A 22,061-nucleotide genomic window follows, 5' to 3' on the forward strand; every position below is an offset into this window, starting at 1 on the left:
GGCGCGCGCGCGCACCGCCCGCGGGATCGCGGTCACGGTCTTCGCCCGGACGGCAGGCCAGGTGGACGCGCTCGTCGCGGAGGGCGGCGCGGCGCTCGCGGTGGCGGGCGACGTCTCGCGCGAGGACGACGTGGCCCGCCTCGTCGCGGCGCACGAGCGGGCCCTCGGGCCGATCGACCTGCTCGTGAACAATGCCGGCGTGGTCGCGCGCGGGCTCGCCGAGGAGCTCACCCCGGCGGCGTTCCGCGAGGTGCTCGAGGTGAACCTCACCGGCGCGTTCCTCTGCGCCCGCGCGGTGATCCCCGGCATGAAGGCGCGGCAGCGCGGCCGGATCGTGAACGTCGCCTCGATCTCGGGGACCCTCGGGACCGCGGCCGCGAGCGCGTACAACGCCTCGAAGTGGGGCCTCATCGGGCTCACGAAGTGCCTCGCCGAGGAGCTGCGCTCGCACGGCGTGCAGTGCGTGGCGGTCTCGCCCGGCAGCACCGACACCGAGATGCTGAAGGCGACGCCGTTCGCGCCGGCCATGACCCCCGAGGACGTGGCGCGCGTCGTGGTCTTCGCGGCGCTCGACGCGCCGGCCGCGATCACCGCCGCCAACCTGGAGGTGTTCGGATGACCGGGCCCGTCGCCGCGGCGCTGCAGGACCTCGCCCGCGCCTTCCCGGCCGAGCGCCTCACGCTCGACCCCGAGCGGCTCGAGGCGTACGGCCGCGACGAGTCCGACCTCGGCGCGTACCCGCCCGACGTGGCGGTGCTCGTCGAGTCCGCCGAGGAGGTCCGGGAGGTGTTCCGGATCGCGAGCGCGCACCGCGTGCCGGTCGTCCCGGTGGCCGCGCGGAGCGGCAAGTCGGGTGGCGTGCTGGCGGTGCAGCGCGGGATCGCGGTCTCGCTCGAGCGGATGAACCGGATCCTCGAGATCTCGCCCGAGGACCTCGTCGCCCGCGTCGAGCCCGGCGTCGTGACGGGCCAGCTCCAGGCGGCGGTCGAGGAGCACGGGCTCTTCTATCCGCCGGACCCGAACTCGCTCGAGATGTGCACCATCGGCGGCAACGTCGCCGAGAACGCGGGCGGGCCGCGCGCGCTCAAATACGGCGTGACCCGCGAGTACGTGCTGGGGCTCACCGCGGTCGTCCCGACCGGCGAGATCGTGAAGGTCGGCCACCGGAGCATCAAGGGCGTCGCCGGCTACGACCTGACCGGACTGTTCGTCGGCAGCGAGGGGACGCTCGGGATCGTCACCGAGGTGATGCTGAAGCTCCTGCCGCGCCCGCGCCACGTCTCGACCGCGCTCGTGGTGTTCGACTCGGTCGCGAGCGCCGCCCGCGCCGTCTCGCGCGTGCTCGCGCAGGGCGTGATCCCGCGCTGCCTCGAGCTCCTCGACGACATCTCGCTCGCCGCCGCGGCGAAGACCTCGCCGTTCCGGTTCCCCGCGGGAGCGGGGGCCGCGCTCCTCGTGGAGACCGACGGCAACGACGAGGAGGGCGTCTTCGCGGAGATCGTCCGCGTCGCCGAGATCGTGCAGGGCGACGCGGCCGGCGAGGTGATCGTCGCCCAGAACGAGGCGCAGCGGCGCGACGTGTGGGAGACGCGCCGTTACCTTTCGGTGAACCTGAAGGCGCTCCACCCGATGAAGCTCTCGGAGGACGTCGCCGTCCCGCGCTCGAAGATCCCGGCGATGGTCGAGCGCGCGAAGGCGATCGGGGCGCGGCACGGCCTCGTCGTCGCGACGTACGGGCACGCCGGCGACGGCAACCTCCACTGCAACGTGCTCTTCGATCGGGCGGAGGAGCGCCCCCGGGTCGACCTCGCGGTCGCGGAGATCCTGCGCGCCGCCGTGGATCTCGGCGGCACCATCACCGGCGAGCACGGGGTCGGCCTCGCGAAGCGCGACTTCCTCGAGTACGAGCAGGGCAGGGAGGTCGTCGCGCTGGAGCGCCGCCTGAAGGCGGTCTTCGATCCCCTCGGAATCCTCAACCCGGGGAAGATGTTCCCCGCCTGAGGCGGCATCGGACGCGCGGATCCGATCTTCTGATCAGATTGATTGGGGACAAGGCCGGTCCACAATCCCCACGTCATTTCAGGGGGTTAGGTTTGACTTCGCCGGGGCAATCCGGCATGAAGTCAAGGCCGGCCCGGCTCGATCGCCGGGCCATCGCTTCGCGCGCACTCTCTGAAAGGACGAAAGGACACATGTCCACGCAAGTTTCCGCGGGAAAGCACACGGTCGAGCAGGTCGAGGCCGTCACCATCCGCTTCGTCGGCGACTCCGGCGACGGCATGCAGCTCACCGGGACGGAGTTCACCCGGGCGAGCGCGCTCGCCGGCAACGACCTCGCGACGTTCCCGGACTACCCCGCGGAGATCCGTGCGCCCGCCGGCTCGCTCTACGGCGTGTCGGGATACCAGGTGAACTTCGGCGCGCGGGAGATCCACACCCCCGGCGACGCGCCCGACGTGCTCGTCGCGATGAACCCGGCGGCGCTCAAGACGAACCTCGCCGATCTCAAGCCGGGCGGCATGCTGCTCGTGAACGCCGGCGCCTTCACGGCGGCCAACCTCGAGAAGGCCGGCTACAAGACGAACCCCCTCGAGGACGCCGCGCTCACGCAGACGTACAAGCTCGTCCCCGTCGACATGAACAAGCTCACCGAGACCGCGCTCGCGGGCTCGGGGCTGTCGTCGAAGGAGGTCGCGCGCTGCAAGAACTACTTCGCGCTCGGCCTCATGTACTGGCTCTACAGCCGGCCGATCGAGCCGCAGCTCGAGGCCATCCAGCGGAAGTTCGCGAAGAAGCCGGAGTTCGCCGCGGCGAACGCGGCCGTCTTCAAGGCGGGCCACGCCTACGGCGAGACGTCCGAGGTGTTCTACCAGCGGTACCAGGTGCCGAAGTCGAAGCTCGCCGCGGGCACCTACCGCAGCGTGACCGGCAACTTCGCCACCGCGCTCGGCTTCGCCACGGTCGCGCGGCTCACGGGCAGGCAGGTGTTCCTCGGCAGCTACCCCATCACGCCGGCCACCGAGATCCTCCAGGAGATGTCGTACTTCAAGGAGCACGGCGTGGTGACGTACCAGGCCGAGGACGAGATCGCCGGCATCGGCTCCGCCATCGGCGCCGCCTTCGGCGGCGCGCTCGCCTGCACCTCCACCTCCGGCCCGGGGCTCGCGCTCAAGACCGAGATGATGGGCCTCGCGGTGATCACCGAGCTGCCGCTCGTGATCGTGAACGTGCAGCGCGGCGGACCGTCCACGGGCATGCCGACGAAGACCGAGCAGGCGGACCTGCTCATGGCGCTCTTCGGCCGCCACGGCGAGGCGCCGATGCCGGTCCTCGCGGCGCAGAGCCCGGCGGACTGCTTCTGGTCGGCGATCGAGGCGATGAAGATCGCCACGAAGTGGATGACGCCGGTGCTCCTGCTCACCGACGGCTACCTCGGGAACGGCTCGGAGCCCTTCAAGATCCCGAGCCTCGACGAGCTGCCCAAGCTCCAGGTGAAGTACCAGACCGTCCCCAACTACGCGGACGGCGCGCAGTACATGCCGTACCTGCGCGACGACAAGCTCGTGCGGCCCTGGGCGGTCCCGGGCACGCCCGGCCTCGAGCACCGCGTCGGCGGCCTCGAGAAGGACTCGCTCTCGGGCATGGTGTCGTACGACGGCATGAACCACGAGCGCATGGTGAAGACGCGGGCCCAGAAGATCCGCAACGTCGTGGAGGACGTCCCGGACGTCGAGACGTTCGGCCCGGCGAGCGGGGACCTCCTGCTCGTCTCCTGGGGCGGCACGTTCGGCGCGGTCCGCGGCGCCGCCGAGGAGCTGCAGGCCCGCGGCAAGGCCGTGAGCCACGTGCACCTCCGCTGGCTGAACCCGCTCCCGAAGAACCTCGGCGAGGTGCTGAAGCGCTTCAAGAAGGTGTTCGTGCCCGAGGTGAACGACGGGCAGCTCGCCTTCTACCTGCGCGGCAAGTTCCCGGGTGTCGATCCGCTGCAGTTCAACCGGATCAACGGCAAGCCCATCAAGATCGGCGAGCTCGTGGGCAAGGTCCTCGAGGTCCTCTGAGAGAGCCGGAAAGGACGACCACCATGAGCACGAATGGACAGAACGTGAATACCGCTCTCCCGACCTACACGAAGAAGGACTTCGAGTCCGGCGTCGATCCGCGCTGGTGCCCTGGCTGCGGCGACTACTCGATCATCAACCAGGTGCAGCGCGCGCTGCCGGCCGTCGGGGTGAAGCGCGAGAACATCGTCTTCATCTCCGGCATCGGCTGCTCGTCCCGCTTCCCGTACTACATGAACAACTACGGGATGCACACCCTGCACGGCCGCGCGCCGTCCTTCGCCTCGGGCCTCAAGGTCTCGCGGCCCGAGCTGCAGGTGTGGATCGTGACCGGCGACGGCGACGCGCTCGCCATCGGCGGCAACCACTTCATCCACGCGATGCGGCGGAACCTCGACCTCAAGATGCTGCTGTTCAACAACCGCATCTACGGGCTCACGAAGGGCCAGGTCTCCCCGACCTCCGAGCTCGGCAAGAAGACCAAGACCACGCCGCACGGCTCGCCGGACTACCCGTTCAACCCGCCGGCGCTCGCGCTCGGCGCAGGCGCGACGTTCGTCGCGCGCACGATCGACGTCGAGGGCGCGCACATGGGCGGCGTCCTCAAGGCGGCGGCGGAGCACAAGGGCAGCACGCTCGTGGAGGTCTTCCAGAACTGCCCGGTGTTCAACGACGGCGCCTACGAGTTCCTCACCGACAAGGCGGTGAAGGCGGACGCGCTCCTGCGGATGGAGCAGGGCAAGCCGCTCGTGTTCGGCAAGGACGGCAAGAAGGGCATCCGCTTCAACCCGCAGAGCGCCGAGCTCGAGGTCGTGACGATCGGGGAGAACGGCGTGACCGAGAAGGACATCCTCGTCCACGACGCGAAGCGCGAGGATCCGACGATCGCGTTCATGCTCGCGAACCTCTCGATGAAGCCCGGGTTCCCCACGCCGATCGGCGTCTTCCGCGACGTGCGGATGCCGACCTGCGAGGAGCTGACCTGGCAGATCATCGACGGCGCCAAGGCGAAGAAGCCCGACGCGTCGCTCGAGAAGCTGCTCGCCGGCGGCGACACCTGGACGATCGGCTAGCGCGACCGCCGCGTCGCGCGCCTCGAAGGCCCTTCCCCGCGTCCGGGGGAGGGCCTTCGTGTTTTCGGGCCCCTGCGCGCCTTTGCGCGGGCGAGGGGGCCGTGCGCGTCACATCGTGGAGGCGCGCGGTCGACCAAACGTCGAGCAAATGGGTCGATGAAATGCGCAATCGATTCGCGGGGAAATCTCCGCTCGATTGACCTGGGTCCAGGCGCCGCCGTGGGTCGACGTAGTACTGACCCCGGCACTCTCCCAGCGTGACCGGACCATGCCGGCCCGGACGCTCCAGAGGAGCGCTATGACGACAGCAGCTTCACCGGCGGCGAAGAAGGACAAGAAGTTCAAAGGCGTCGTGGTCGTGAACCGCGAGAACTGCAAGGGCTGCGGGTTCTGCGTCGAGTTCTGCCCGCTCCACGCCCTCGACCTCGAGAAGGGCTACAACGCGAAGGGCTACCACCCGCCCTTCCTCGCGAAGCCCGAGCTCTGCAACGGCTGCGACATGTGCGGCCTCTTCTGCCCCGACTTCTCGATCTACGGCTACCGCGAGAAGCTCGACTCGGCCGCCGCCTAGGAGCCACGAATGTCAAACGCGAACTCTTCCGGAACCCTCACCGGCAGCCACTACCTGGACGGTGACCACGCCTGCAGCGAGGGCGCCATCGCCGCCGGCTGCCGCTTCGCCGCCGGCTACCCCATCACGCCCTCGACCGAGGTGGTCGAGCGGCTCGCGCAGCGCTTCCCGTTCGTCGGCGGTCGCTTCCTCCAGTTCGAGGACGAGCTCGCCGCGTCGATCGCGCTGCTCGGCGGCGCGTGGGGCGGCGCGAAGGCCTGCACCGTCACGTCGGGCCCCGGCTTCTCGCTCATGATGGAGCACATCGGCCTCGCCGCGATCACCGAGACGCCGTGCGTGTTCTTCAACGTGCAGCGCGCCGGCCCGTCGACGGGTCTCCCGACGCAGCCCGCGCAGGGCGACATGATGCAGGCGCGGTTCGGGTCGCACGGCGACTACCGCCTCATCGCGCTCTGCCCGAACTCGCCGCAGGAGTGCTTCGACCTCACCGTGGACGCGTTCAACATGGCCGAGGAGTTCCGCGTCCCGGTCCTCGTGATGCTCGACGAGGTGGTGGGGCACATGACCGAGAAGGTGGTCATCCCCGACGACGCGGAGATCAAGGTCACCGAGCGCCGCTGGACGAAGAAGCCGCCCGGCGAGTTCAAGCTCTTCGCGCCCGCCGAGGGCAGCCTCGTCCCCGAGATGGTGAAGCCGGGCGACGGCTACCGCATCCACGTCACGGGCCTCACGCACGACGAGCGTGGCTACCCGAAGATGACGGTCCCCGAGCACGAGAAGATGCAGATGCGGCTCTGGAACAAGATCGTCCTCAACGCCGACAAGATCGTGAAGTACGAGGCGAAGGACCTCGACGACGCCGAGGTCGTGGTCGTCTCCTACGGCATCACCTCGCGCATCGCCGAGCGCGCCATGCAGCAGGCGCGCGCCCAGGGCGTGAAGGTCGGCTCCTTCCGGCTCATCACCGCCTGGCCCTTCCCGGAGAAGGAGATCCTCCAGCTCTCCAAGAAGGTGAAGGCGTTCGTCGTCCCCGAGCTGAACCTGGGCCAGATGGTGCTCGAGGTGCAGCGCATCGTCGAGGGCCGGACCAAGGTCGTCCCGGTCCCGCACGTCGGCGGCACCGTTCACGATCCGCAGGTCATCACCAACGCCATTGTGGGAGCCGTTCGATGAGCGCGCCGGTCAAGGAGAACCCCGTCAACAAGTACCTGCGCATGGAGCGCATGCCGTCGATCTGGTGCCCGGGCTGCGGCATCGGCACGACGGTGAACTGCTTCGCGCGCGCGCTCGACGAGTCCAAGATCCCGCTCGACAACCTGGCGGTCGTCTCGGGCATCGGCTGCACCGGGCGCGTGGCCGGCTACCTGAACGTCGACTCGTTCCACACGACGCACGGCCGCGCCATCCCGTTCGCGACGGGCCTGCAGCTCGCCCGCCCGGACCTGAAGGTGGTCGTCTACTCCGGTGACGGCGACCTGTCCGCCATCGGCGGCAACCACTTCATCCACGCGGCCCGCCGCAACGCGGACCTCCTCGTCGTGATGGTGAACAACTTCACCTACGGCATGACGGGCGGCCAGGTGACGCCGACCACGTTCCGCCCGGCGATCGCCTCGACCACGCCGTACGGCGCGTTCGAGCAGACGTTCAACATGCCGATGCTCGCCGACTCCTGCGGCGCGGTCTACGTCGCCCGGTGGACGGCGTACCACGTGAAGCAGCTCGCGAAGTCGATGGCCGAGGCCATCAACAAGCGCGGCTTCCGCTTCATCGAGATCGCCGCGCCGTGCCCCACGCTGTACCTCCGCCGCAACAAGCTCGGCGAGGGGCTCGACGAGATGAAGTTCTACAAGGAGAAGAGCGTCATCCGTAACGGGGTCGACACGCGCGAGGTCGCGCTCGACTACCGCAAGGAGATCACGGTCGGCAAGTTCGTCGACCGCGAGCGGCCGACGCTCGAGGACGCGATGGATCAGCGGTACAAGGAGGCGCTCGGCGCGAAGTACGTGCCGTACGTCTCGCCCGGCGCCGCGAAGTCGCAGGCGTAAACGCCCAGAGGAGAAATGGAAATGGGTCCCACGGAGATCAAGATCGGCGGGCTGGGCGGCCAGGGCGTCATCCTGGGCGGCATCATCATCGGCAAGGCGGCGGCGCTGTTCGACAGCAAGCACTCGTGCCTCACGCAGGCCTTCGGCCCCGAGGCGCGCGGCTCTGCCTGCAGCGCGCAGGTGGTCGTCGACAGCGAGCCGATCCTCTACCCGTACGTGCAGAAGCCGCACCTCATGGTGGCGATGTCGCAGGACGCGTTCGCGAAGTTCTCGCCCGAGCTCCGGCCGGACGGGACGCTCCTCATCGAGGAGGAGCTCGTGAAGCCGACCGGGCTGCCGAGCACGGTGAAGGTGTTCGCCGTCCCGGCGACGCGCATCGCCGAGGAGCTCGGCAGGAAGATGGTGATGAACATCGTCATGGTGGGGTTCTTCACCGCCGTGACGGGCATCGTGAGCGAGGAGGCGGCGAGGGAGGCGGTCAAGGACTCCGTCCCCCCGGCCACCATCGACCTCAACATGAAGGCGTTCCAGCGCGGCTTCGATCACGGGAAGAAGCTCGTCGCGAAGGCCTAGCGACGACGCGCTTCGGCATCCGGCGCGCCGCGGGGCTTACCCGCGGCGCGTCGTCCGGTCAGGCCGCGGCACGCACGGCGCCGCGCACGCGTGCGCACCGCGCAGGCTCGTGCGGCAGGCGTCGGCCCCCGGGGCGACCTCGAGGCACCGCTCGCAGGCGCGCGCCGCCTCGGCGCAGCGGCCGAGCCGCACGAGCGAGATGCAGAGCCCGTGGAGCGCCTCGTGCGATTCCGGCTCGAGCTCCGCGGCGCGCCGGTACCCCGCCTCGGCGCGCGCGAAGCGTTCCTCGACGTAGTCCATGAACGCGAGGTCGTGGTGCGCGGCGGCGCGAGCCGGGTCCGCCTCGAGGAGGTGCAGGTACTCTCGCCGCGCCTCCGCCCAGCGGGCCGGACGATCCGGCTCATCCAGGCCGCGCCGCAGCAGCGCCCGGGCGAGGTTCTGTCGCGCGTCGGCGAGGTCGGGGTCGATGCGGAGCGCCGCTCGCAGCTCCTCCAGGGCCGCCTCGTCCCGCGAGGCGGCGAGGAGCGTCTCCCCGAGGTTCGCGTGGCCCTCGGCGAAGTCCGGCGCGAGCCGGACCGCGCGCTCGAAGCGCCGCCTCGCGGCCTCGAGATCGCCCTCGCGCCGGGCCACGATGCCGAGTCCGTTCAGCGCCTCCGGGAACTGCGGATCGAACTCGAGCGCGTGCGAGAAGGCGACCCCGGCGCGCTCGGGGTCCGCCGCGTCCAGGTAGGCGAACCCGCGGCGGACCTCCTCGGCGGCGCGGGGGTGCACGGCCGCGCGCCCGGCGCAGGCGACGAGCGAGAGCACGGCGAGGGTCGGGGCGAGGGCGCGGAAGGCGAGACAGGCGCGGCGAGCGGGCATGCGCGCGCTTCTTGCTCCGACCGTGCCGCATGCGACCCTTCCTCCGCCTCGCCGTCCTGGCCCTGCTCGCCGCCTGCTCACCGGCCGCCGCCCAGCTCTCGAACCGCTCCATCTCCGTGGAATCCGGGATCTCCTTGCCGGTGGGCGACGCCTCCCGCGCCTCGGTTCCCGTCGCGATCCTGGCGACCGCGTGGCTCGAGGGGCCGGTCGACGCCGTCGCGCGCCTCGCGTTCGGGACCGCGGCGGAGCCCTCCGGCCGCGGGACGGCCCGGCGCGTCGAGGGTACGGCTGGGCTCCGGTGGTCGTTCGGCACCGACCCGCTCCGTCCCCAGCTCCAGCTCGAGCTGGGGTGGGCCCACGCCGCCGGGTGGGAGGCCGCGGCGCCTGCGAGCGGGGTTGCCGCCGCGGCGGGAGCGGGCCTCGAGTGGTTCGCGCGGAGGGACGCCGCGCTCGCGGCGCGCGCGAGCCTCCGCCGCGCGGCGGGGGAGGGCTGGCGCCCGGAGCTGACGCTCGGAGCGAGCTTCTACTTCTGATCCGCCTGAGCCGCGCCGGCGCGCTCCGTCCGGTCCGGGGTCCCGTCGCGGTTCGTGTCGACCTCGACGCGCTGGAGCACGCCGTGCGCATGGCGCTCCCACAGGTCGGGCCGTCCGTCGCCGTCGGTGTCACGCTCCTTGCCGACGAGCTCGCCCCGCTCGAAGAACGTCCAGGTCGGCGGAACGCCGTCGAGCCGGTACGCGAGCTCCTGTCGCACGAGCGCGCCGTTCTCGAACACGAGCACCACGTCGGGCGCGCCGTCGCGGTCGAGGTCGTAGGCCAGGCGCGTGGGCGAGCCGTCGGGGCCGCGCGTCACCCAGGCGTCGGGGCGACCGTCGCCGTCCTGGTCCTCCGGCGTCCCCGACGGCGTGCCGGCGGGAGCGGCGGTGAAGGGGCGGCGGGCGGCCTTCGCGGCGGGCGCGGACGCAGGGAGCGGGCGGGGCGCGCTGCAGGCGAGCCCCGCCAGGGCGGCGATCAGGGCAGGGAGCTTACACATGACGGTATTTGACACTATACCGATGGTCACATAGGTTCGCCGGAGCCGCCATGGCCCGGAAAAAGATCTCGACGACCGTCTACATCACGCCCGAGCAGAACGAGCGCCTCAAGCTCCTGCACGAGCGCACCCGTGTGCCCGTCGCGGAGTACATCCGGCAGGGCATCGACCTGGTGCTCGAGAAGTACCGCCAGGCGCTCCCCGGACAGCTGACGCTCGATGACCTCGGCGCGAAGAAGTAGATTCCACCACGAATGAGCGAGAAGCGCGCAGTCGTCCTCGGGGCGGCAGGATTCATCGGCAGCCATCTCACCGACCGCCTGCTCGGGGAGGGCTGGCGCGTCACCGGGGTGGACAACCTCATCACGGGCACGCGGCGGAACCTCGAGCACCTCTCCCGCGAGCCGCGCTTCGACTTCATCGAGTCGGACATCTGCGACCCGCTGGACGGGATCACCGGCCCGGTCCACGCAGTCCTGGACTTCGCCTCGCCCGCCTCGCCGATCGATTACCTGAAGCACCCGTTCGAGACGCTCCACGTCGGCTCTCACGGGGTCGAGAACGCCCTGCGGCTCGCGAAGCGGGCGAGCGCGCCCTTCGTGCTCTCCTCGACGTCCGAGGTGTACGGCGATCCCCTCGAGCATCCGCAGCGCGAGTCCTACTGGGGGAACGTGAACCCCATCGGGCCGCGCGCTGTCTACGACGAGGCGAAGCGCTTCGCAGAGGCGATCACCGTCGCCTACCGCCGCTACGAGCAGGTGGACGTCCGGATCGCGCGCATCTTCAACACGTACGGCCCCCGGATGCGGTTGGACGACGGGCGGATCGTGCCCACCTTCGTGGCGCAGGCGCTCCGCGGGCAGCCGATCACCGTGTTCGGCGAAGGCACCCAGACCCGGAGCTTCTGCTTCGTGGACGACAACGTGGAGGGGATCTGGCGGCTCCTGCACTCGCGCTTCCAGGACCCCGTGAACATCGGGAACCCGCACGAGATGACGGTGCTGCAGTTCGCCGAGGCGGTGCAGCGGCTCGTCGGGAGCCACTGTCCCATCGTCCATGAGCCGCTCCCCGAGGACGACCCGCGCGTGCGCCGGCCGGACATCACGCGCGCGAAGGAGGTCCTGGGCTGGGAGCCGAGGGTGGGTTTCGAGGAAGGCATGCGGCGGACCATCGCGTGGTTCCGCGAGCGCGTTTGAACGGTGGGTGAACGGAGGGGAGGCGAGGTGGCGAAGCGGATTCTCATCACGGGCGGGGCGGGGTTCATCGGGTCGACCATCGCGGATCTGTTCCTCGAGGCGGGGTGGGACGTGGCGATCCTCGACGACCTCTCGTCGGGGAAGCGCGAGAACGTGCCCGCCGCGGCCCGCTTCTACCCGGTGGACGTGCGCAGCGCCGCGGCGCTCGAGGTGCTGAAGAAGGAGCGGCCGCAGGTGGTGTGCCACCACGCCGCCCAGATCGACGTCCGCCGCTCGATGGCGGACCCGCGCTTCGACGCGGACGTGAACATCGGCGGGCTCCTGAACCTCATGCAGGGGGCGGTCGAGGCGAAGAGCGTCGAGCACGTCCTCTTCGCGTCCTCCGGCGGCGCCACCTACGGCGACACCGGGCGCGTGCCGACGCCGGAGGAGCACCCGCAGCTGCCCGTCTCCCACTATGGCGCGGCGAAGGCGGCGAGCGAGCTGTACCTCGGCGTCTACCGCGCGAACTACGGGATCCCGTTCACCGCGCTCCGCTACTCGAACGTGTACGGTCCGCGCCAGGATCCCCACGGCGAGGCGGGCGTGGTCGCGATCTTCTGCGGGCGTCTGCTCGAAGGACGCCCGTGCACGATCTTCGGGGACGGCGGGCAGACGCGCGACTACGTCTTCGCGGGCGACGTCGCGCGCGCGAACCTGCTCGCCGCGGAGAAGCGCTACGACGGGCCGCTCAACGTCGGCACGGGCGTCGAGACGGACGTGAACGAGCTCTACGCGCACATCGCGCGGGCGGCGCGGTCCGATCGGCCCGCCGAGCACGCCGCGCCCCGCCTCGGCGAGCAGAAGCGCTCGTGCATCGACCCGGCGCGCGCCGCCGCGGCCCTCGGCTGGAGACCGGAGGTGAAGCTCGCGGAGGGGCTCGCGCGCACCTTCGAGTGGTTCGCGGCGCGGCGCAAGGCCGCGTGACGTGGTGCCCCCGGGCGGCGGGAGCTTCGCCGCCCTCCCACATCGGCGCCTTCCCTGCCACCTCCGCGCGCTGGCATGCTCCGGCGACGTTCGGGCCGTCCCGCCCGCCGTCGCCAGGAGGAGTCGATGAGGACGACGCTCGCGCTCGCCGCCGTGCTCCTCGCCGCGTGCCAGGCGCAGGTGCAGACCGACGCCGACGGCCTCCGCTCCGCCCTCCCCGAGGAGGCGGCGATCCGGATCGCGACCCCGGCCCCGTCGCCCTCGCCGACCGCGACCACCGCGGAGGTGGTCGCCGCCGCCCCGACGTTCGGCTCCGGCTACGCTCGGACCACCTTCTGGACGGCGACGACCGTGAACGCGGGCGTCGCGTGGACCCTCGGGCGGCTGCGCGCGGTCGCCTCCCTGCCGCCGACGACGTGCGACGTCCTCGCCTGCACCTGGGGACCCTGGGCGGATCGCGAGGGGCTGAACGTGTGGCGCCTCGTGGCGCGTCGAGACGGCGCGGGCTGGTCCTACGCCCTCGACGCGCGCCGGGGATCGGACGCCCGGGCGCCGTTCGCGCCGATCGTGGCGGGCGTGGCGTACCCGGGTGTCGAGCCGTCTCGCGGCAACGGCTCCTTCGCGGTGGACTTCGACGCTGCGGCCGCGCTCGACCACGCCGCAGGGTGGCAGCAGGAGGACTTCGGCCGCCTCGAGGTCGCGTACGACGCGCGCGCGGCCATCCGCGTGGACGCGACCGCGCTCGGGGCGCGCTGTCGCGATCCCGAGGACCCCGCCCGGCTGGACGCGGTGTACGCCTTCCGCGCGACGGGCGCGGGCGGCGAGCTGCAGGTCGCCCTCGACACGATCGAGGCGACGCCGCGGAACCTGTCGCTCCGCTCGCGCTGGGACGCCGGCGGCGCGGGCCGCGGGGACGCGCAGTGGGTGTCCGCCGGGCTCCAGTACCGCGCGAGCGAATGCTGGAGCGGCGCCGCGCTGGGCTTCGCGCTCCTCTACGACGACGACCCGCTCGCCGGGAACGAGGGCGCCTGCGCGTTCGTCCCGGCGCTCTTCGCGGACGTGACGCTCCCGTAGCGCCGCGGGGCGGCGCGCTACCCGGCGCTCGCCGCGACGGGGGCGGGCGCGAGCGGGGCGTCGTCCTCGGGCGGCTCCTCGAGGTCGTCGGCCGGCGTGGGGCCGGCGAGGATTCGCTCCAGCTCGCTGCTCGCGCGGAGGTGCTCCTCCGCGGTCACGCGGCCGGCCGCGCGCATGCGGTCGAGGAGGCGCCGGGCGCGGTGCTTCAGCCAGGAGGACGGGTTCGCGAGGTCCACCTTCCGCGGCGCGGGCAGGATCGACGCCATCACGACGGCCTGCGCCGTCGAGAGCGAGGCGGCGGAGACGCCGAACCGCGCGCGCGCGCCCGCCTCGACGCCGAAGACGCCGTCGTCCCACTCCGCCACGTTGAGGTAGAGGGCGAGGATGCGCCGCTTGGAGAGGGCGCGCTCGAGCTTCGCCGCGAGCACCGCCTCCTTCGCCTTGCGCAGCAGGCTCTTCTCGGTGCCGAGCCAGAGGTTCTTGGCGAGCTGCTGGGTGAGGGTGGAGGCGCCGCGGGCGAACCGGTGCTCCTTGAGGTCATGCTCGGCGGCGAGCCGGATCGCCTCCCAGTCGAGCCCCTCGTGGCCGAAGAAGTTCGCGTCCTCGGAGGCCAGCACCGCCTCGACGAGGCGCGGGGACACGCGATCGAGGCCGACCCAGGCCTGGCGCGGCCGGAAGGCGCGCCGGCGGGCCTTCGCCTCGGCCTGCCGCTGCGCGATGAGGGCCGTCGTGCGCGGGTTCTCGCGGGCGAGCGGACCCGGGTCGGGCGTGGCGAGCCAGAGGCCGCCGAGCGCGGCGGCTGTGGCGAGGACGAGTGCGACGAGGGCGAGGGCGAGGCGGCGGACGCGGCGCCCGGGGGCGCGGGCCCGGGATGGCATGCGGCGGAGCTATAGCATTCGCGGGGACGCGGGTGCCAGGCGTGCGGCGCGGGAGGCGATGGCGCTCCGCGAGCGCGGCGTCCGCGCCGCAGCGGTGTCCCTCCTCCGGACAGACCACCGGGTGGTGGAGGCCGAACGTCGCCGAGCTCGCGCCGAGGGAGCCCGCGGGCGGGCCTTCGGCCGCCATCACGGCGCCGAGGTTGCCTCACCGTGAATGGTCATCCCGTTCGGGCCCCCGTTCGGCGCCTTGACGCATCCGGGACCCGCAACTACCTCCCGCTCACCGAAAACGGCACCGTACGGCCGCTCACGGCCCGCAGGCCCACGGAGGGAACATGGCTGACGTGAAGCGTTACACCCCGCGCGACTACTCCAAGGTCCGGGGGCTCAACGGCATCTCGGACAAGCAGGTCGAGGAGCACCTGAAGCTCTACGAGGGCTACGTGAAGCGCACGAACGCCCTCACGGAGAAGCTGCAGGGCATGTGCAACGACGGCAAGGCGTCCGGCGCGGATCCGGTGTTCGCCGAGCTCACCCGGCGCCTCGGCTTCGAGTACAGCGGCATGGTGAACCACGAGTACTACTTCGAGAACCTCGCGCCGGGCGCGCAGGCGGAGCCTCCCGCGGGCGGGAAGCTGCGCAAGGCGCTCGAGGCGTCGTTCGGGAAGTACGAGACCTGGCTCGCCGACTTCCGCGCCATCGCGACGATGCCGGGGGTCGGCTGGGCGATGACGTTCCAGGACCCGTCGACCGGCTGGCTCTCGAACCACTGGATCAACCTGCACCAGGACAACGTGCCGGTCGGCTTCAAGCCCGTCCTCGTCATGGACGGGTGGGAGCACGCCTTCATGCGCGACTACCTCGCCACCGAGCGCGCGAAGTACGTCGACGCCTTCTTCAAGAACCTGAACTGGCAGGCGATCGAGAAGCGGATAGCCTAGGCGTCGCCCCGATCGCATCTCCCGGCCCGGATCGCGCGAGCGGTCCGGGCCTCGTCGTCTCGGGAAACCGTCAGCGCGCGGACAGGCGCCGGTAGCGGCCCTCGACGAACGCGAACGCCGCGTAGGCGAGGAGGCCGAGCGCCGCGGCCGCGAGGAGCGCGGCGCCGTAAGGCCGCTGGTGCGCGAGCGTCGCGAGCGCGCCATCGAACCCGGTCGCCTCGCGTGGGGCGCGCTCGAGCGCCGCCTGCGCGAAGAAGAGGCCCACGAGCGTGAACACCACGCCCTGGGTGGTGAAGCCGACGGCGCCGAGGGTGGCCCCCCAGCGCCGAACCCACGGGCCCGCGCGCGCGAGGTCCAGGTGCCTGAGGAACTTCCGCCCGAGGCCGGTCCAGATCTGCCGCGCGCCCACGAAGATCACGATCCCCGCGCCGGCGAGGACGAGGACGCGGCCGGCGGGGAGCTCGAGCGCGCGAGCGGTCCAGCTGCGCGCGGCGGCGTTCCCGCTCCGCCCGGCGCCCCCGCCGGTGGCGAGGCGGACGGCGGCGAGGGCGAGCGAGGCGTAGCCGAGACCGCCGATCCCCTGGCCGACACGCGAGAGGATCGCCCAGGCGCCGCGGCGGCGCTGGCCTCCGGGATCCGCGATCGCCTCGATCACGAACCAGAGGGCCAGCCCGACGAGCCCGATCGCGAGCGCCCCGACGAGCGCGCCACCGAGCGGCGCGTGGGCGAGCGTGGCGATCGCGCCCTTCGAGTCGGTGGCCCGCCCGCCCTCGCCGAGCGCGAGGCGGAGCGCGAGCGTGCCGATGACGGCGTACACGGCGCCCTTCGCGGCGAAGCCCGCGCGCGCGAGCGCCTGGACCCAGGGGCGCCGCGTCGACCGGCCGCCCGCCCGCTCCACCTCCGACCAGACCTCGCCTGCGCCGCGCATCCGACGATCAAGCTGGCCACGCCGCCGCCCGGCCGCCCGCCGGCGCCTTCGTTGACCCGCCCCGAAGGCCGGCCGTACCCTCGGCCGCGTGATCGTCCCGCCGGGCCGCCGCGCCGCGCTCCGCCGCCGCCTCCTCGCCTGGTACGACGCGGGCTGCCGCGCGCTGCCGTGGCGCTCCCCGCAGCACGGCGCGGACCCGTACCGCGTCTGGCTCGCGGAGGTGATGCTCCAGCAGACCCAGGTCGCGACGGTGGTGCCCTACTTCGAGCGCTTCGTCGCGCGGTTCCCGACCCTCGCCGCGCTCGCCGCGGCGGACGACGACGACGTGCTCGCGCTCTGGAGCGGGCTCGGCTACTACGCGCGCTGCCGGAACCTGCTCGCCGCCGCGCGCGCCGCGCTCGCGCGCCACGGCGGCCTGCCACCCTCGGTCGAGGCGCTGCGCGCCCTCCCAGGGTTCGGCCCGTACACGGCGGGCGCGGTCGCGAGCATCGCCTTCGCGCTGCCCGCGCCGGCGGTGGACGGGAACGTGGCGCGGGTGCTCGCGCGGATCTTCTGCGTCGACGGCGAGCCGGGCGCGCCGGCGGTGCAGCGCGGCCTGTGGGCGCTCGCGGCCGAGCTCGTCCCGGAGGATCGGCCGGGCGACTTCAACCAGGCGCTCATGGAGCTCGGGGCGACGGTGTGCCGCAAGCCCGCTCCCGCCTGCGCGCGGTGCCCGGTGCGGAGCGCCTGCGCCGCTCACCGCGCGGGGCGCGCCGCGGAGATCCCGCCGCCCCGGCGGCGCGGGGCGCGCCGGGCGGCGGTGATCGCGTGCGCCCTCGCGGAGGTGGAGGGCGCGCTCGTGCTGGTCCGTCGCGCGCCCGGCGGGCTCCTCGGCGGGCTGTGGGATCTGCCCGCCGTGGAGGTGACCGGCGCGAGCAGCGGGGAGGGGACGGCCGCGCTCCGGAGAGCGCTGCGGGCGCGCTTCGGCGAGGAGGCGGCGGTGGGGGAGCTCCTCGCCGAGGTCGAGCGCACGCTCACGCACCGGGACCTCGAGCTCCGCGCGTTCCGCTGCGAGGTCCCGGCGACGTTCGCGCCCCGCGAGGACGTCCGGCTCGCGGCGCCCGGCGCGCTCGACGGGATCGGCCTCTCGGCCGCCACGCGCGCACTGCTCGCGGCCGCCGGCTGGCCCGCTCGCACGCCCGACGCCGCCCGCGAGCGCCGGGCGGGGAGGGGCGACCCCACCCGGCGCCGTCGCGCCCCCGCCTGACGTGCGGCGCCGCCCTCGCCGCGCTATCAGGAGGCCGGATGCCCGCCAACTTCACGCGCCGTCGCGACCTGCTCCTCGACTCGGGGTACGGAGATCCCGAGCGCGTCCTCGCCGCGCTCTCGGCGGAGGTCGCAGCGCTGGGGCTGCCGGCGGAGTGGGGAACGGCCGCGCCGCCCGGCGCGACCGAGGCCCTCCGCGCCGCGCTCGCGCCGCGCCTCGCGCGGCTCCCGGCGGATCAGCGGCGGCTCGCGCGTCACGTGCCGGAGTTCGTGACCGTCCGCTCCGGCGATCTCGCGACGGCGCTGTGGCTCGCGCGAGCGGAGCACGGCGACGCGCTCGATCTCCCCGGGTTCCTGCTCGCCGTCCTCGACGCGCTCCTCTCCGCGGGGCGCGAGCGCGACGCGCTGGCCTACGCGCGCTTCATGCTCGATCTCCGCTTCGACTGGGGGCGGCTCTACCGGGAGCCGCACCTCGCCTACGGGTTCACTCGCACGCGAGAGCCGAACCCGCTCGTGTGGCGGCTCCTCGAGGAGCTCGGCGCGCGCGGCGAGCGGCTGCGCGTCCTCGAGCTCGGCTGCGGGGTGGGGAACGACGCGTTCGGCTTCCTCGGTGCGTCCGCCGTGGACGGCTACGCGGGCGTCGACGTCTCGCAGGACGCGCTCGATGCCTTCCGCGCCCGCGTGGAGCGCGAGCGGCCCCCGGTCGTGCCCGCCCTCGTGGCTGGAGACTTCGCGGAGGTGCTCGAGCGGCCGCCCGAGCAGGCGGCCGGCGCGAACCTCGTCTACTCGTACTCGAGCCTGCACTACTTCTCGTCCGGCGAGCTCGCTCGCATCCACGCGCTCGTGCGCCGGCTGCTCCTCGCCAGCGAAGGAGACGGATTTTTCGCGTTCGGCATCAAGGGCGCGGGCTCGGTGTGGGAAGGGCAGGGGCTGCCGCTCTACCGGCCCGACGTGTGGGTGAACTGGGACGGCCAATCGCGCTGGTTCCCGTCGCGCGAGGCGCTCGCCCGCCAGCTCGACAGGGCGGGGTTCGAGATCCGCTTCCACGAGCTCCACGAGCACTGGGGCTACAGCGAGCACGGCAAGCGGGACGTCTTCCACTACGTGCTCTGCTCTCCTCGTGCGGGAGAATGAGCCCCTTCGCGCGGTCGCCGGGCGGTCGACACGCGCAAGCGCGCGGAAGGGCTTGACTCCCGAACGCGCCCCCGTATAATCCGCCGCCCTTAAGACGGGATTTGTCCACACGCGCCCGGTTCCACGATTCCGGCGCGTTTTTGTTGGGAAAAGAGCTCGCTCAAGATGCCGACGATCAGCCAGCTGGTGCGCAAGGGGCGCGAGAAGCTCCTCACGAAGAAGAAGGCGCCCGCGCTCAAGGAGTCGCCGCAGAAGCGCGGCGTCTGCACGCGCGTCTACACCACGACGCCCAAGAAGCCGAACTCGGCGCTCCGCAAGGTCGCCCGCGTCCGCCTCACGAACGGTTTCGAGGTGACGAGCTACATCCCCGGCGTGGGCCACAACCTGCAGGAGCACTCGGTGGTCCTCATCCGCGGTGGCCGCGTGAAGGACCTCCCGGGCGTCCGCTACCACATCGTCCGCGGGACCCTCGACGCCGTCGGCGTGCAGGGCCGCAAGCAGAGCCGCTCGAAGTACGGCGCGAAGCGCCCGAGCTAGCTCGAGAAGAACAAGGATAAGGTCCGATGCCTCGTCGTCGCGAAGTCGAGAAGCGGAAGATTCTGCCCGATCCGAAGTTCCAGGACCGGGTCGTGGCGAAGTTCGTCAACAACCTGATGCGCGAAGGCAAGAAGTCCACCGGCGAGCGCATCATCTACGGCGCGTTCGACCAGGTCGAGCAGAAGCTCAAGGACGATCCGCTCAAGATCTTCAAGAAGGCCCTCGACAACGTGAAGCCGGTCGTCGAGGTGAAGAGCCGCCGCGTCGGCGGCGCCACGTACCAGGTGCCGGTCGAGGTTCGCCAGGATCGTCGCACCGCGCTTGCAATGCGCTGGCTGATCGACTACTCGAAGGCCCGCGGCGAGAAGACGATGCAGGAGAAGCTCGCCGGCGAGATCATCGACGCCGCGAACAACCGCGGGAACGCGGTGAAGAAGCGCGAGGATACGCACAAGATGGCGGAGGCGAACAAGGCCTTCGCGCACTACCGCTGGTGAGAGGGTCGGAGGAGGATCGAGGAAGAGCAGGGGCCGGTTCTGCCGGCCAGGGTTCCTGGGACGGTCGGACCCGCTTCGCTCTTTGACAGCTCGGTCGGTATCGCGGTGTCGCCGGAGGGATCCGGCGAACCGGTCTTGCGCACGCACGAAGGATTCGAAGGAACGATCAGATGCCTCGCACCAGTCCACTCGAGCGTTATCGCAACTTCGGCATCATGGCTCACATCGATGCCGGCAAGACGACTACGACCGAGCGCATCCTCTTCTACACCGGCGTCACTCATAAGATCGGTGAGGTCCATGAGGGCACGACCGTCATGGACTGGATGGAGCAGGAGCGCGAGCGCGGCATCACCATCACCTCCGCCGCGACGACCGCGTTCTGGCGTGAACACCGCCTGAACATCATCGACACCCCGGGGCACGTCGACTTCACCATCGAGGTGGAGCGCTCGCTCCGCGTGCTCGACGGCGCGTGCGCGGTGTTCGACGCCGTTCAGGGCGTCCAGCCCCAGTCCGAGACGGTCTGGCGGCAGGCGGACAAGTACAAGGTCCCTCGCATCTGCTTCATCAACAAGATGGACCGCATCGGCGCCGACTACTTCCGCGCCGTCCAGACCATCCAGCAGAAGCTCGGCGCGCGCCCGGTCTCGCTCCAGATCCCGATCGGCGCCGAGGACAAGTTCCGCGGCATGGTCGACCTCATCAAGATGAAGGGCATCACCTTCGACGATGAGACGATGGGCGCGAAGTACCAGGAGGTCGAGATCCCGGAGAACCTCCGGGAGCAGGCCGCCGAGTACCGCTCCAAGCTCGAGGAGGCCGCCGCCGAGGTCGACGACGAGCTGATGCACAAGTACCTCGACGGCCACGCGCTCACGTCGGAGGAGCTCCTCCGCGGCCTGCGCAAGGGCACGCTCGAGATGAGGTTCTTCCCGGTCATCTGCGGCACGGCCTTCAAGAACAAGGGCGTCCAGCAGATCCTCGACGCCGTGGTCGACTTCCTGCCCAGCCCGCTCGACGTCCCGGCGGTGAAGGGCGTGACGTCGAAGGGCGACGAGGTCACCCGCGCCACCGCCGACTCGGAGCCGTTCGCCGCGCTCGCGTTCAAGATCATGAACGACCCGTTCGTGGGGAACCTCACGTTCTTCCGCGTCTACTCGGGCAAGCTCGAGGCGGGCTCCTACGTCTACAACGCGACGAAGGACAAGAAGGAGCGCATCGGCCGGCTCCTCCAGATGCACGCCAACAAGCGCGAGGAGATCAAGGAGGTCTACGCCGGCGACATCGCCGCTGCGGTCGGCCTCCGCGCGACCACCACGGGCGACACGCTCTGCGACGAGTCGGCCGCGGTCATCCTCGAGCGGATGGAGTTCCCGGAGCCGGTGATCCACGTCGCCATCGAGCCCAAGTCGAAGGCCGACCAGGACAAGATGGGCGTCGCGCTGAACCGCCTCCAGATGGAGGACCCGTCCTTCCGCGTGCACACCGACGAGGAGACGGGGCAGACGATCATCGGCGGGATGGGCGAGCTCCACCTCGAGATCCTCGTCGACCGCATGTTCCGCGAGTTCAAGGTCGAGGCGAACGTCGGCAAGCCGCAGGTCGCCTACCGCGAGACCATCACGAAGCAGGTCGAGTCCGAGGGCCGGTACATCCGCCAGACCGGTGGCCGCGGCCAGTACGGTCACTGCTGGCTGCGCCTCATCCCGCAGGAGCCGGGCAAGGGCTTCGAGTTCGTGAACGCCACCGTCGGCGGCTCGATCCCGAAGGAGTTCATCAACCCGATCCAGAAGGGCATCGAGGAGGCCATGACGAGCGGCGTGCTCGCGGGCTACCCGGTGGTCGACATCAAGATCGAGGTCTTCGACGGCAGCTACCACGACGTCGACTCGTCCGAGATGGCGTTCAAGATCGCCGGCTCGATGGGCTTCAAGGATGGCGCCGCGAAGGCGAAGCCGATCCTCCTCGAGCCGATCATGGCGGTCGAGGTCACGACCCCCGACGACTACATGGGCGACGTCATCGGCGATCTGAACTCGCGCCGCGGCAAGATCCAGTCGATGAACCCCGGGACGGGCGTCCAGATCATCGAGGCGCTCGTGCCGCTCGCGGAGATGTTCGGCTACGCCACCGACCTCCGCTCCAAGACGCAGGGCCGCGCAACCTACTCGATGCAGTTCAAGCACTACGCGCAGGTCCCGAACAACATCGCGGAAACCATCGTCTCCAAGGCGAAGGGCACCGCCGCGGCCACCAAGTAGGCCGCCAGGCCTCGGACAGGAAAGAGAGGAAGTCATGGGCAAGGAGAAGTTCGAGCGCAACAAGCCGCACGTGAACGTCGGGACGATCGGTCACGTCGACCACGGCAAGACGACGCTGACGGCCGCCATCACGAAGTACTGCGCGACGAAGGGTCGCGCGCAGTTCATGGCGTACGATCAGATCGAC

General features: G+C 71.4%; 24 protein-coding genes. 20 read left to right on the top strand and 4 right to left on the bottom strand.

Annotated features, from left to right (window positions below; genetic code table 11):
- From MNY62_RS22090 to MNY62_RS22125, 8 genes are all read left to right on the top strand, one after another.
- The coding region (locus tag MNY62_RS22090) for an SDR family NAD(P)-dependent oxidoreductase (RefSeq protein WP_242346506.1) at nucleotides 1-619 on the top strand (619 nt) is incomplete at its 5' end.
- Nucleotides 616-2,001 carry an FAD-binding oxidoreductase gene (locus tag MNY62_RS22095; RefSeq protein ID WP_242346507.1) on the top strand — a complete coding sequence of 462 codons (1,386 nt, stop codon included), beginning with the start codon at nucleotides 616-618 and terminating at the stop codon, nucleotides 1,999-2,001. The genes MNY62_RS22090 and MNY62_RS22095, both read left to right, overlap by 4 nt.
- Before the next feature lie 191 nt (nucleotides 2,002-2,192).
- Nucleotides 2,193-4,058 carry a 2-oxoacid:acceptor oxidoreductase subunit alpha gene (locus tag MNY62_RS22100; protein ID WP_242346508.1) on the top strand — a complete coding sequence of 622 codons (1,866 nt, stop codon included), beginning with the start codon at nucleotides 2,193-2,195 and terminating at the stop codon, nucleotides 4,056-4,058.
- A gap of 23 nt (nucleotides 4,059-4,081) precedes the next feature.
- A complete protein-coding gene (locus MNY62_RS22105; protein WP_242346509.1) occupies nucleotides 4,082-5,131 on the top strand; it encodes a 2-oxoacid:ferredoxin oxidoreductase subunit beta in 1,050 nt (349 codons plus the stop codon).
- 298 nt (nucleotides 5,132-5,429) lie between these two features.
- Entirely contained in the window at nucleotides 5,430-5,702 is a 273-nt protein-coding gene (locus tag MNY62_RS22110) for a 4Fe-4S dicluster domain-containing protein (protein WP_242340026.1), read from the top strand.
- Between the two features lie 9 nt (nucleotides 5,703-5,711).
- Entirely contained in the window at nucleotides 5,712-6,875 is a 1,164-nt protein-coding gene (locus MNY62_RS22115; RefSeq protein ID WP_242346510.1) for a 2-oxoacid:acceptor oxidoreductase subunit alpha, read from the top strand.
- On the top strand, nucleotides 6,872-7,750 hold the full coding sequence (locus MNY62_RS22120) for a 2-oxoacid:ferredoxin oxidoreductase subunit beta (RefSeq protein ID WP_242346511.1): 879 nt from the start codon (nucleotides 6,872-6,874) through the stop codon (nucleotides 7,748-7,750). The genes MNY62_RS22115 and MNY62_RS22120 overlap by 4 nt, the downstream gene beginning before the upstream one ends.
- A gap of 21 nt (nucleotides 7,751-7,771) precedes the next feature.
- Nucleotides 7,772-8,323: a 2-oxoacid:acceptor oxidoreductase family protein gene (locus MNY62_RS22125; RefSeq protein ID WP_242346512.1), complete on the top strand. Its 552-nt coding sequence runs from the start codon at nucleotides 7,772-7,774 to the stop codon at nucleotides 8,321-8,323.
- Nucleotides 8,324-8,359: 36 nt separating this feature from the next.
- Here the strand turns inward: MNY62_RS22125 and MNY62_RS22130 are convergent, their stop codons facing one another.
- Nucleotides 8,360-9,184, bottom strand: coding sequence for a tetratricopeptide repeat protein (locus tag MNY62_RS22130; RefSeq protein WP_242346513.1), 825 nt, complete (start codon nucleotides 9,182-9,184; stop codon nucleotides 8,360-8,362).
- Between the two features lie 29 nt (nucleotides 9,185-9,213).
- Between MNY62_RS22130 and MNY62_RS22135 the strand changes: the two genes are divergently transcribed.
- Nucleotides 9,214-9,717: a hypothetical protein gene (locus MNY62_RS22135; protein WP_242346514.1), complete on the top strand. Its 504-nt coding sequence runs from the start codon at nucleotides 9,214-9,216 to the stop codon at nucleotides 9,715-9,717.
- On the opposite strand, the gene MNY62_RS22140 is transcribed toward MNY62_RS22135, so the two are convergent.
- Nucleotides 9,708-10,214: a hypothetical protein gene (locus MNY62_RS22140; protein ID WP_242346515.1), complete on the bottom strand. Its 507-nt coding sequence runs from the start codon at nucleotides 10,212-10,214 to the stop codon at nucleotides 9,708-9,710. The two genes, MNY62_RS22135 and MNY62_RS22140, sit on opposite strands and share 10 nt — an antisense overlap.
- Before the next feature lie 50 nt (nucleotides 10,215-10,264).
- On the opposite strand from MNY62_RS22140, the gene MNY62_RS22145 reads away from it, so the two are divergent.
- The 4 genes from MNY62_RS22145 to MNY62_RS22160 all read left to right on the top strand — a co-directional run bounded on the left by MNY62_RS22145 (nucleotide 10,265) and on the right by MNY62_RS22160 (nucleotide 13,450).
- Entirely contained in the window at nucleotides 10,265-10,456 is a 192-nt protein-coding gene (locus tag MNY62_RS22145; protein ID WP_242340019.1) for a ribbon-helix-helix domain-containing protein, read from the top strand.
- 12 nt (nucleotides 10,457-10,468) lie between these two features.
- Complete coding sequence (locus MNY62_RS22150) at nucleotides 10,469-11,410, top strand: UDP-glucuronic acid decarboxylase family protein (RefSeq protein ID WP_242346516.1); 942 nt, start codon at nucleotides 10,469-10,471, stop codon at nucleotides 11,408-11,410.
- Between the two features lie 27 nt (nucleotides 11,411-11,437).
- Nucleotides 11,438-12,376 (top strand): NAD-dependent epimerase/dehydratase family protein, encoded by a 939-nt coding sequence (locus MNY62_RS22155; protein ID WP_242346517.1) that lies wholly within the window; start codon nucleotides 11,438-11,440, stop codon nucleotides 12,374-12,376.
- A 126-nt stretch (nucleotides 12,377-12,502) separates the two neighbouring features.
- The gene (locus MNY62_RS22160; RefSeq protein ID WP_242346518.1) at nucleotides 12,503-13,450 is read left to right on the top strand and encodes a hypothetical protein; all 948 of its coding nucleotides are present in this window, start codon (nucleotides 12,503-12,505) and stop codon (nucleotides 13,448-13,450) included.
- Nucleotides 13,451-13,467: 17 nt separating this feature from the next.
- On the opposite strand, the gene mtgA is transcribed toward MNY62_RS22160, so the two are convergent.
- Nucleotides 13,468-14,328, bottom strand: a complete 861-nt coding sequence (gene mtgA / locus MNY62_RS22165) for a monofunctional biosynthetic peptidoglycan transglycosylase (RefSeq protein ID WP_242346519.1) — start codon at nucleotides 14,326-14,328, stop codon at nucleotides 13,468-13,470.
- 335 nt (nucleotides 14,329-14,663) lie between these two features.
- Between mtgA and MNY62_RS22170 the strand changes: the two genes are divergently transcribed.
- Entirely contained in the window at nucleotides 14,664-15,269 is a 606-nt protein-coding gene (locus MNY62_RS22170; protein ID WP_242346520.1) for a superoxide dismutase, read from the top strand.
- A 70-nt stretch (nucleotides 15,270-15,339) separates the two neighbouring features.
- Here the strand turns inward: MNY62_RS22170 and MNY62_RS22175 are convergent, their stop codons facing one another.
- Nucleotides 15,340-16,197: a DUF1206 domain-containing protein gene (locus tag MNY62_RS22175; protein WP_242346521.1), complete on the bottom strand. Its 858-nt coding sequence runs from the start codon at nucleotides 16,195-16,197 to the stop codon at nucleotides 15,340-15,342.
- Between the two features lie 88 nt (nucleotides 16,198-16,285).
- Between MNY62_RS22175 and mutY the strand changes: the two genes are divergently transcribed.
- From mutY to MNY62_RS22205, 6 genes are all read left to right on the top strand, one after another.
- Nucleotides 16,286-17,443, top strand: a complete 1,158-nt coding sequence (mutY, locus tag MNY62_RS22180; protein ID WP_242346522.1) for an A/G-specific adenine glycosylase — start codon at nucleotides 16,286-16,288, stop codon at nucleotides 17,441-17,443.
- A gap of 38 nt (nucleotides 17,444-17,481) precedes the next feature.
- On the top strand, nucleotides 17,482-18,576 hold the full coding sequence (locus MNY62_RS22185; RefSeq protein WP_242346523.1) for a class I SAM-dependent methyltransferase: 1,095 nt from the start codon (nucleotides 17,482-17,484) through the stop codon (nucleotides 18,574-18,576).
- 165 nt (nucleotides 18,577-18,741) lie between these two features.
- Nucleotides 18,742-19,113 (top strand): 30S ribosomal protein S12, encoded by a 372-nt coding sequence (rpsL, locus tag MNY62_RS22190; protein WP_242341481.1) that lies wholly within the window; start codon nucleotides 18,742-18,744, stop codon nucleotides 19,111-19,113.
- Between the two features lie 26 nt (nucleotides 19,114-19,139).
- On the top strand, nucleotides 19,140-19,610 hold the full coding sequence (gene rpsG, locus MNY62_RS22195) for a 30S ribosomal protein S7 (protein ID WP_242346524.1): 471 nt from the start codon (nucleotides 19,140-19,142) through the stop codon (nucleotides 19,608-19,610).
- A 170-nt stretch (nucleotides 19,611-19,780) separates the two neighbouring features.
- Nucleotides 19,781-21,874, top strand: coding sequence for an elongation factor G (gene fusA, locus MNY62_RS22200; protein WP_242346525.1), 2,094 nt, complete (start codon nucleotides 19,781-19,783; stop codon nucleotides 21,872-21,874).
- 34 nt (nucleotides 21,875-21,908) lie between these two features.
- On the top strand, nucleotides 21,909-22,061 hold a 153-nt coding region (locus MNY62_RS22205), incomplete at its 3' end, for a GTP-binding protein (RefSeq protein WP_242346526.1).

The sequence above is a fragment of the Anaeromyxobacter terrae genome (assembly GCF_022690685.1).
GTDB classification, from domain to species: Bacteria; Myxococcota; Myxococcia; order Myxococcales; family Anaeromyxobacteraceae; genus Anaeromyxobacter; species Anaeromyxobacter terrae.

Coding starts and splice junctions, on each gene's coding strand:
- MNY62_RS22145 (WP_242340019.1), top strand. CDS start 10,265: ATGGCCCGGAAAAAGATCTCGACGACCGTCTACATCACGCCCGAGCAG.
- MNY62_RS22120 (WP_242346511.1), top strand. CDS start 6,872: ATGAGCGCGCCGGTCAAGGAGAACCCCGTCAACAAGTACCTGCGCATG.
- rpsG (WP_242346524.1), top strand. CDS start 19,140: ATGCCTCGTCGTCGCGAAGTCGAGAAGCGGAAGATTCTGCCCGATCCG.
- MNY62_RS22125 (WP_242346512.1), top strand. CDS start 7,772: ATGGGTCCCACGGAGATCAAGATCGGCGGGCTGGGCGGCCAGGGCGTC.
- MNY62_RS22110 (WP_242340026.1), top strand. CDS start 5,430: ATGACGACAGCAGCTTCACCGGCGGCGAAGAAGGACAAGAAGTTCAAA.
- MNY62_RS22150 (WP_242346516.1), top strand. CDS start 10,469: ATGAGCGAGAAGCGCGCAGTCGTCCTCGGGGCGGCAGGATTCATCGGC.
- MNY62_RS22095 (WP_242346507.1), top strand. CDS start 616: ATGACCGGGCCCGTCGCCGCGGCGCTGCAGGACCTCGCCCGCGCCTTC.
- MNY62_RS22175 (WP_242346521.1), bottom strand. CDS start 16,197: ATGCGCGGCGCAGGCGAGGTCTGGTCGGAGGTGGAGCGGGCGGGCGGC.
- MNY62_RS22170 (WP_242346520.1), top strand. CDS start 14,664: ATGGCTGACGTGAAGCGTTACACCCCGCGCGACTACTCCAAGGTCCGG.
- MNY62_RS22185 (WP_242346523.1), top strand. CDS start 17,482: ATGCCCGCCAACTTCACGCGCCGTCGCGACCTGCTCCTCGACTCGGGG.
- MNY62_RS22105 (WP_242346509.1), top strand. CDS start 4,082: ATGAGCACGAATGGACAGAACGTGAATACCGCTCTCCCGACCTACACG.
- MNY62_RS22160 (WP_242346518.1), top strand. CDS start 12,503: ATGAGGACGACGCTCGCGCTCGCCGCCGTGCTCCTCGCCGCGTGCCAG.
- rpsL (WP_242341481.1), top strand. CDS start 18,742: ATGCCGACGATCAGCCAGCTGGTGCGCAAGGGGCGCGAGAAGCTCCTC.
- MNY62_RS22140 (WP_242346515.1), bottom strand. CDS start 10,214: ATGTGTAAGCTCCCTGCCCTGATCGCCGCCCTGGCGGGGCTCGCCTGC.
- fusA (WP_242346525.1), top strand. CDS start 19,781: ATGCCTCGCACCAGTCCACTCGAGCGTTATCGCAACTTCGGCATCATG.
- MNY62_RS22135 (WP_242346514.1), top strand. CDS start 9,214: ATGCGACCCTTCCTCCGCCTCGCCGTCCTGGCCCTGCTCGCCGCCTGC.
- MNY62_RS22100 (WP_242346508.1), top strand. CDS start 2,193: ATGTCCACGCAAGTTTCCGCGGGAAAGCACACGGTCGAGCAGGTCGAG.
- mtgA (WP_242346519.1), bottom strand. CDS start 14,328: ATGCCATCCCGGGCCCGCGCCCCCGGGCGCCGCGTCCGCCGCCTCGCC.
- MNY62_RS22130 (WP_242346513.1), bottom strand. CDS start 9,184: ATGCCCGCTCGCCGCGCCTGTCTCGCCTTCCGCGCCCTCGCCCCGACC.
- MNY62_RS22115 (WP_242346510.1), top strand. CDS start 5,712: ATGTCAAACGCGAACTCTTCCGGAACCCTCACCGGCAGCCACTACCTG.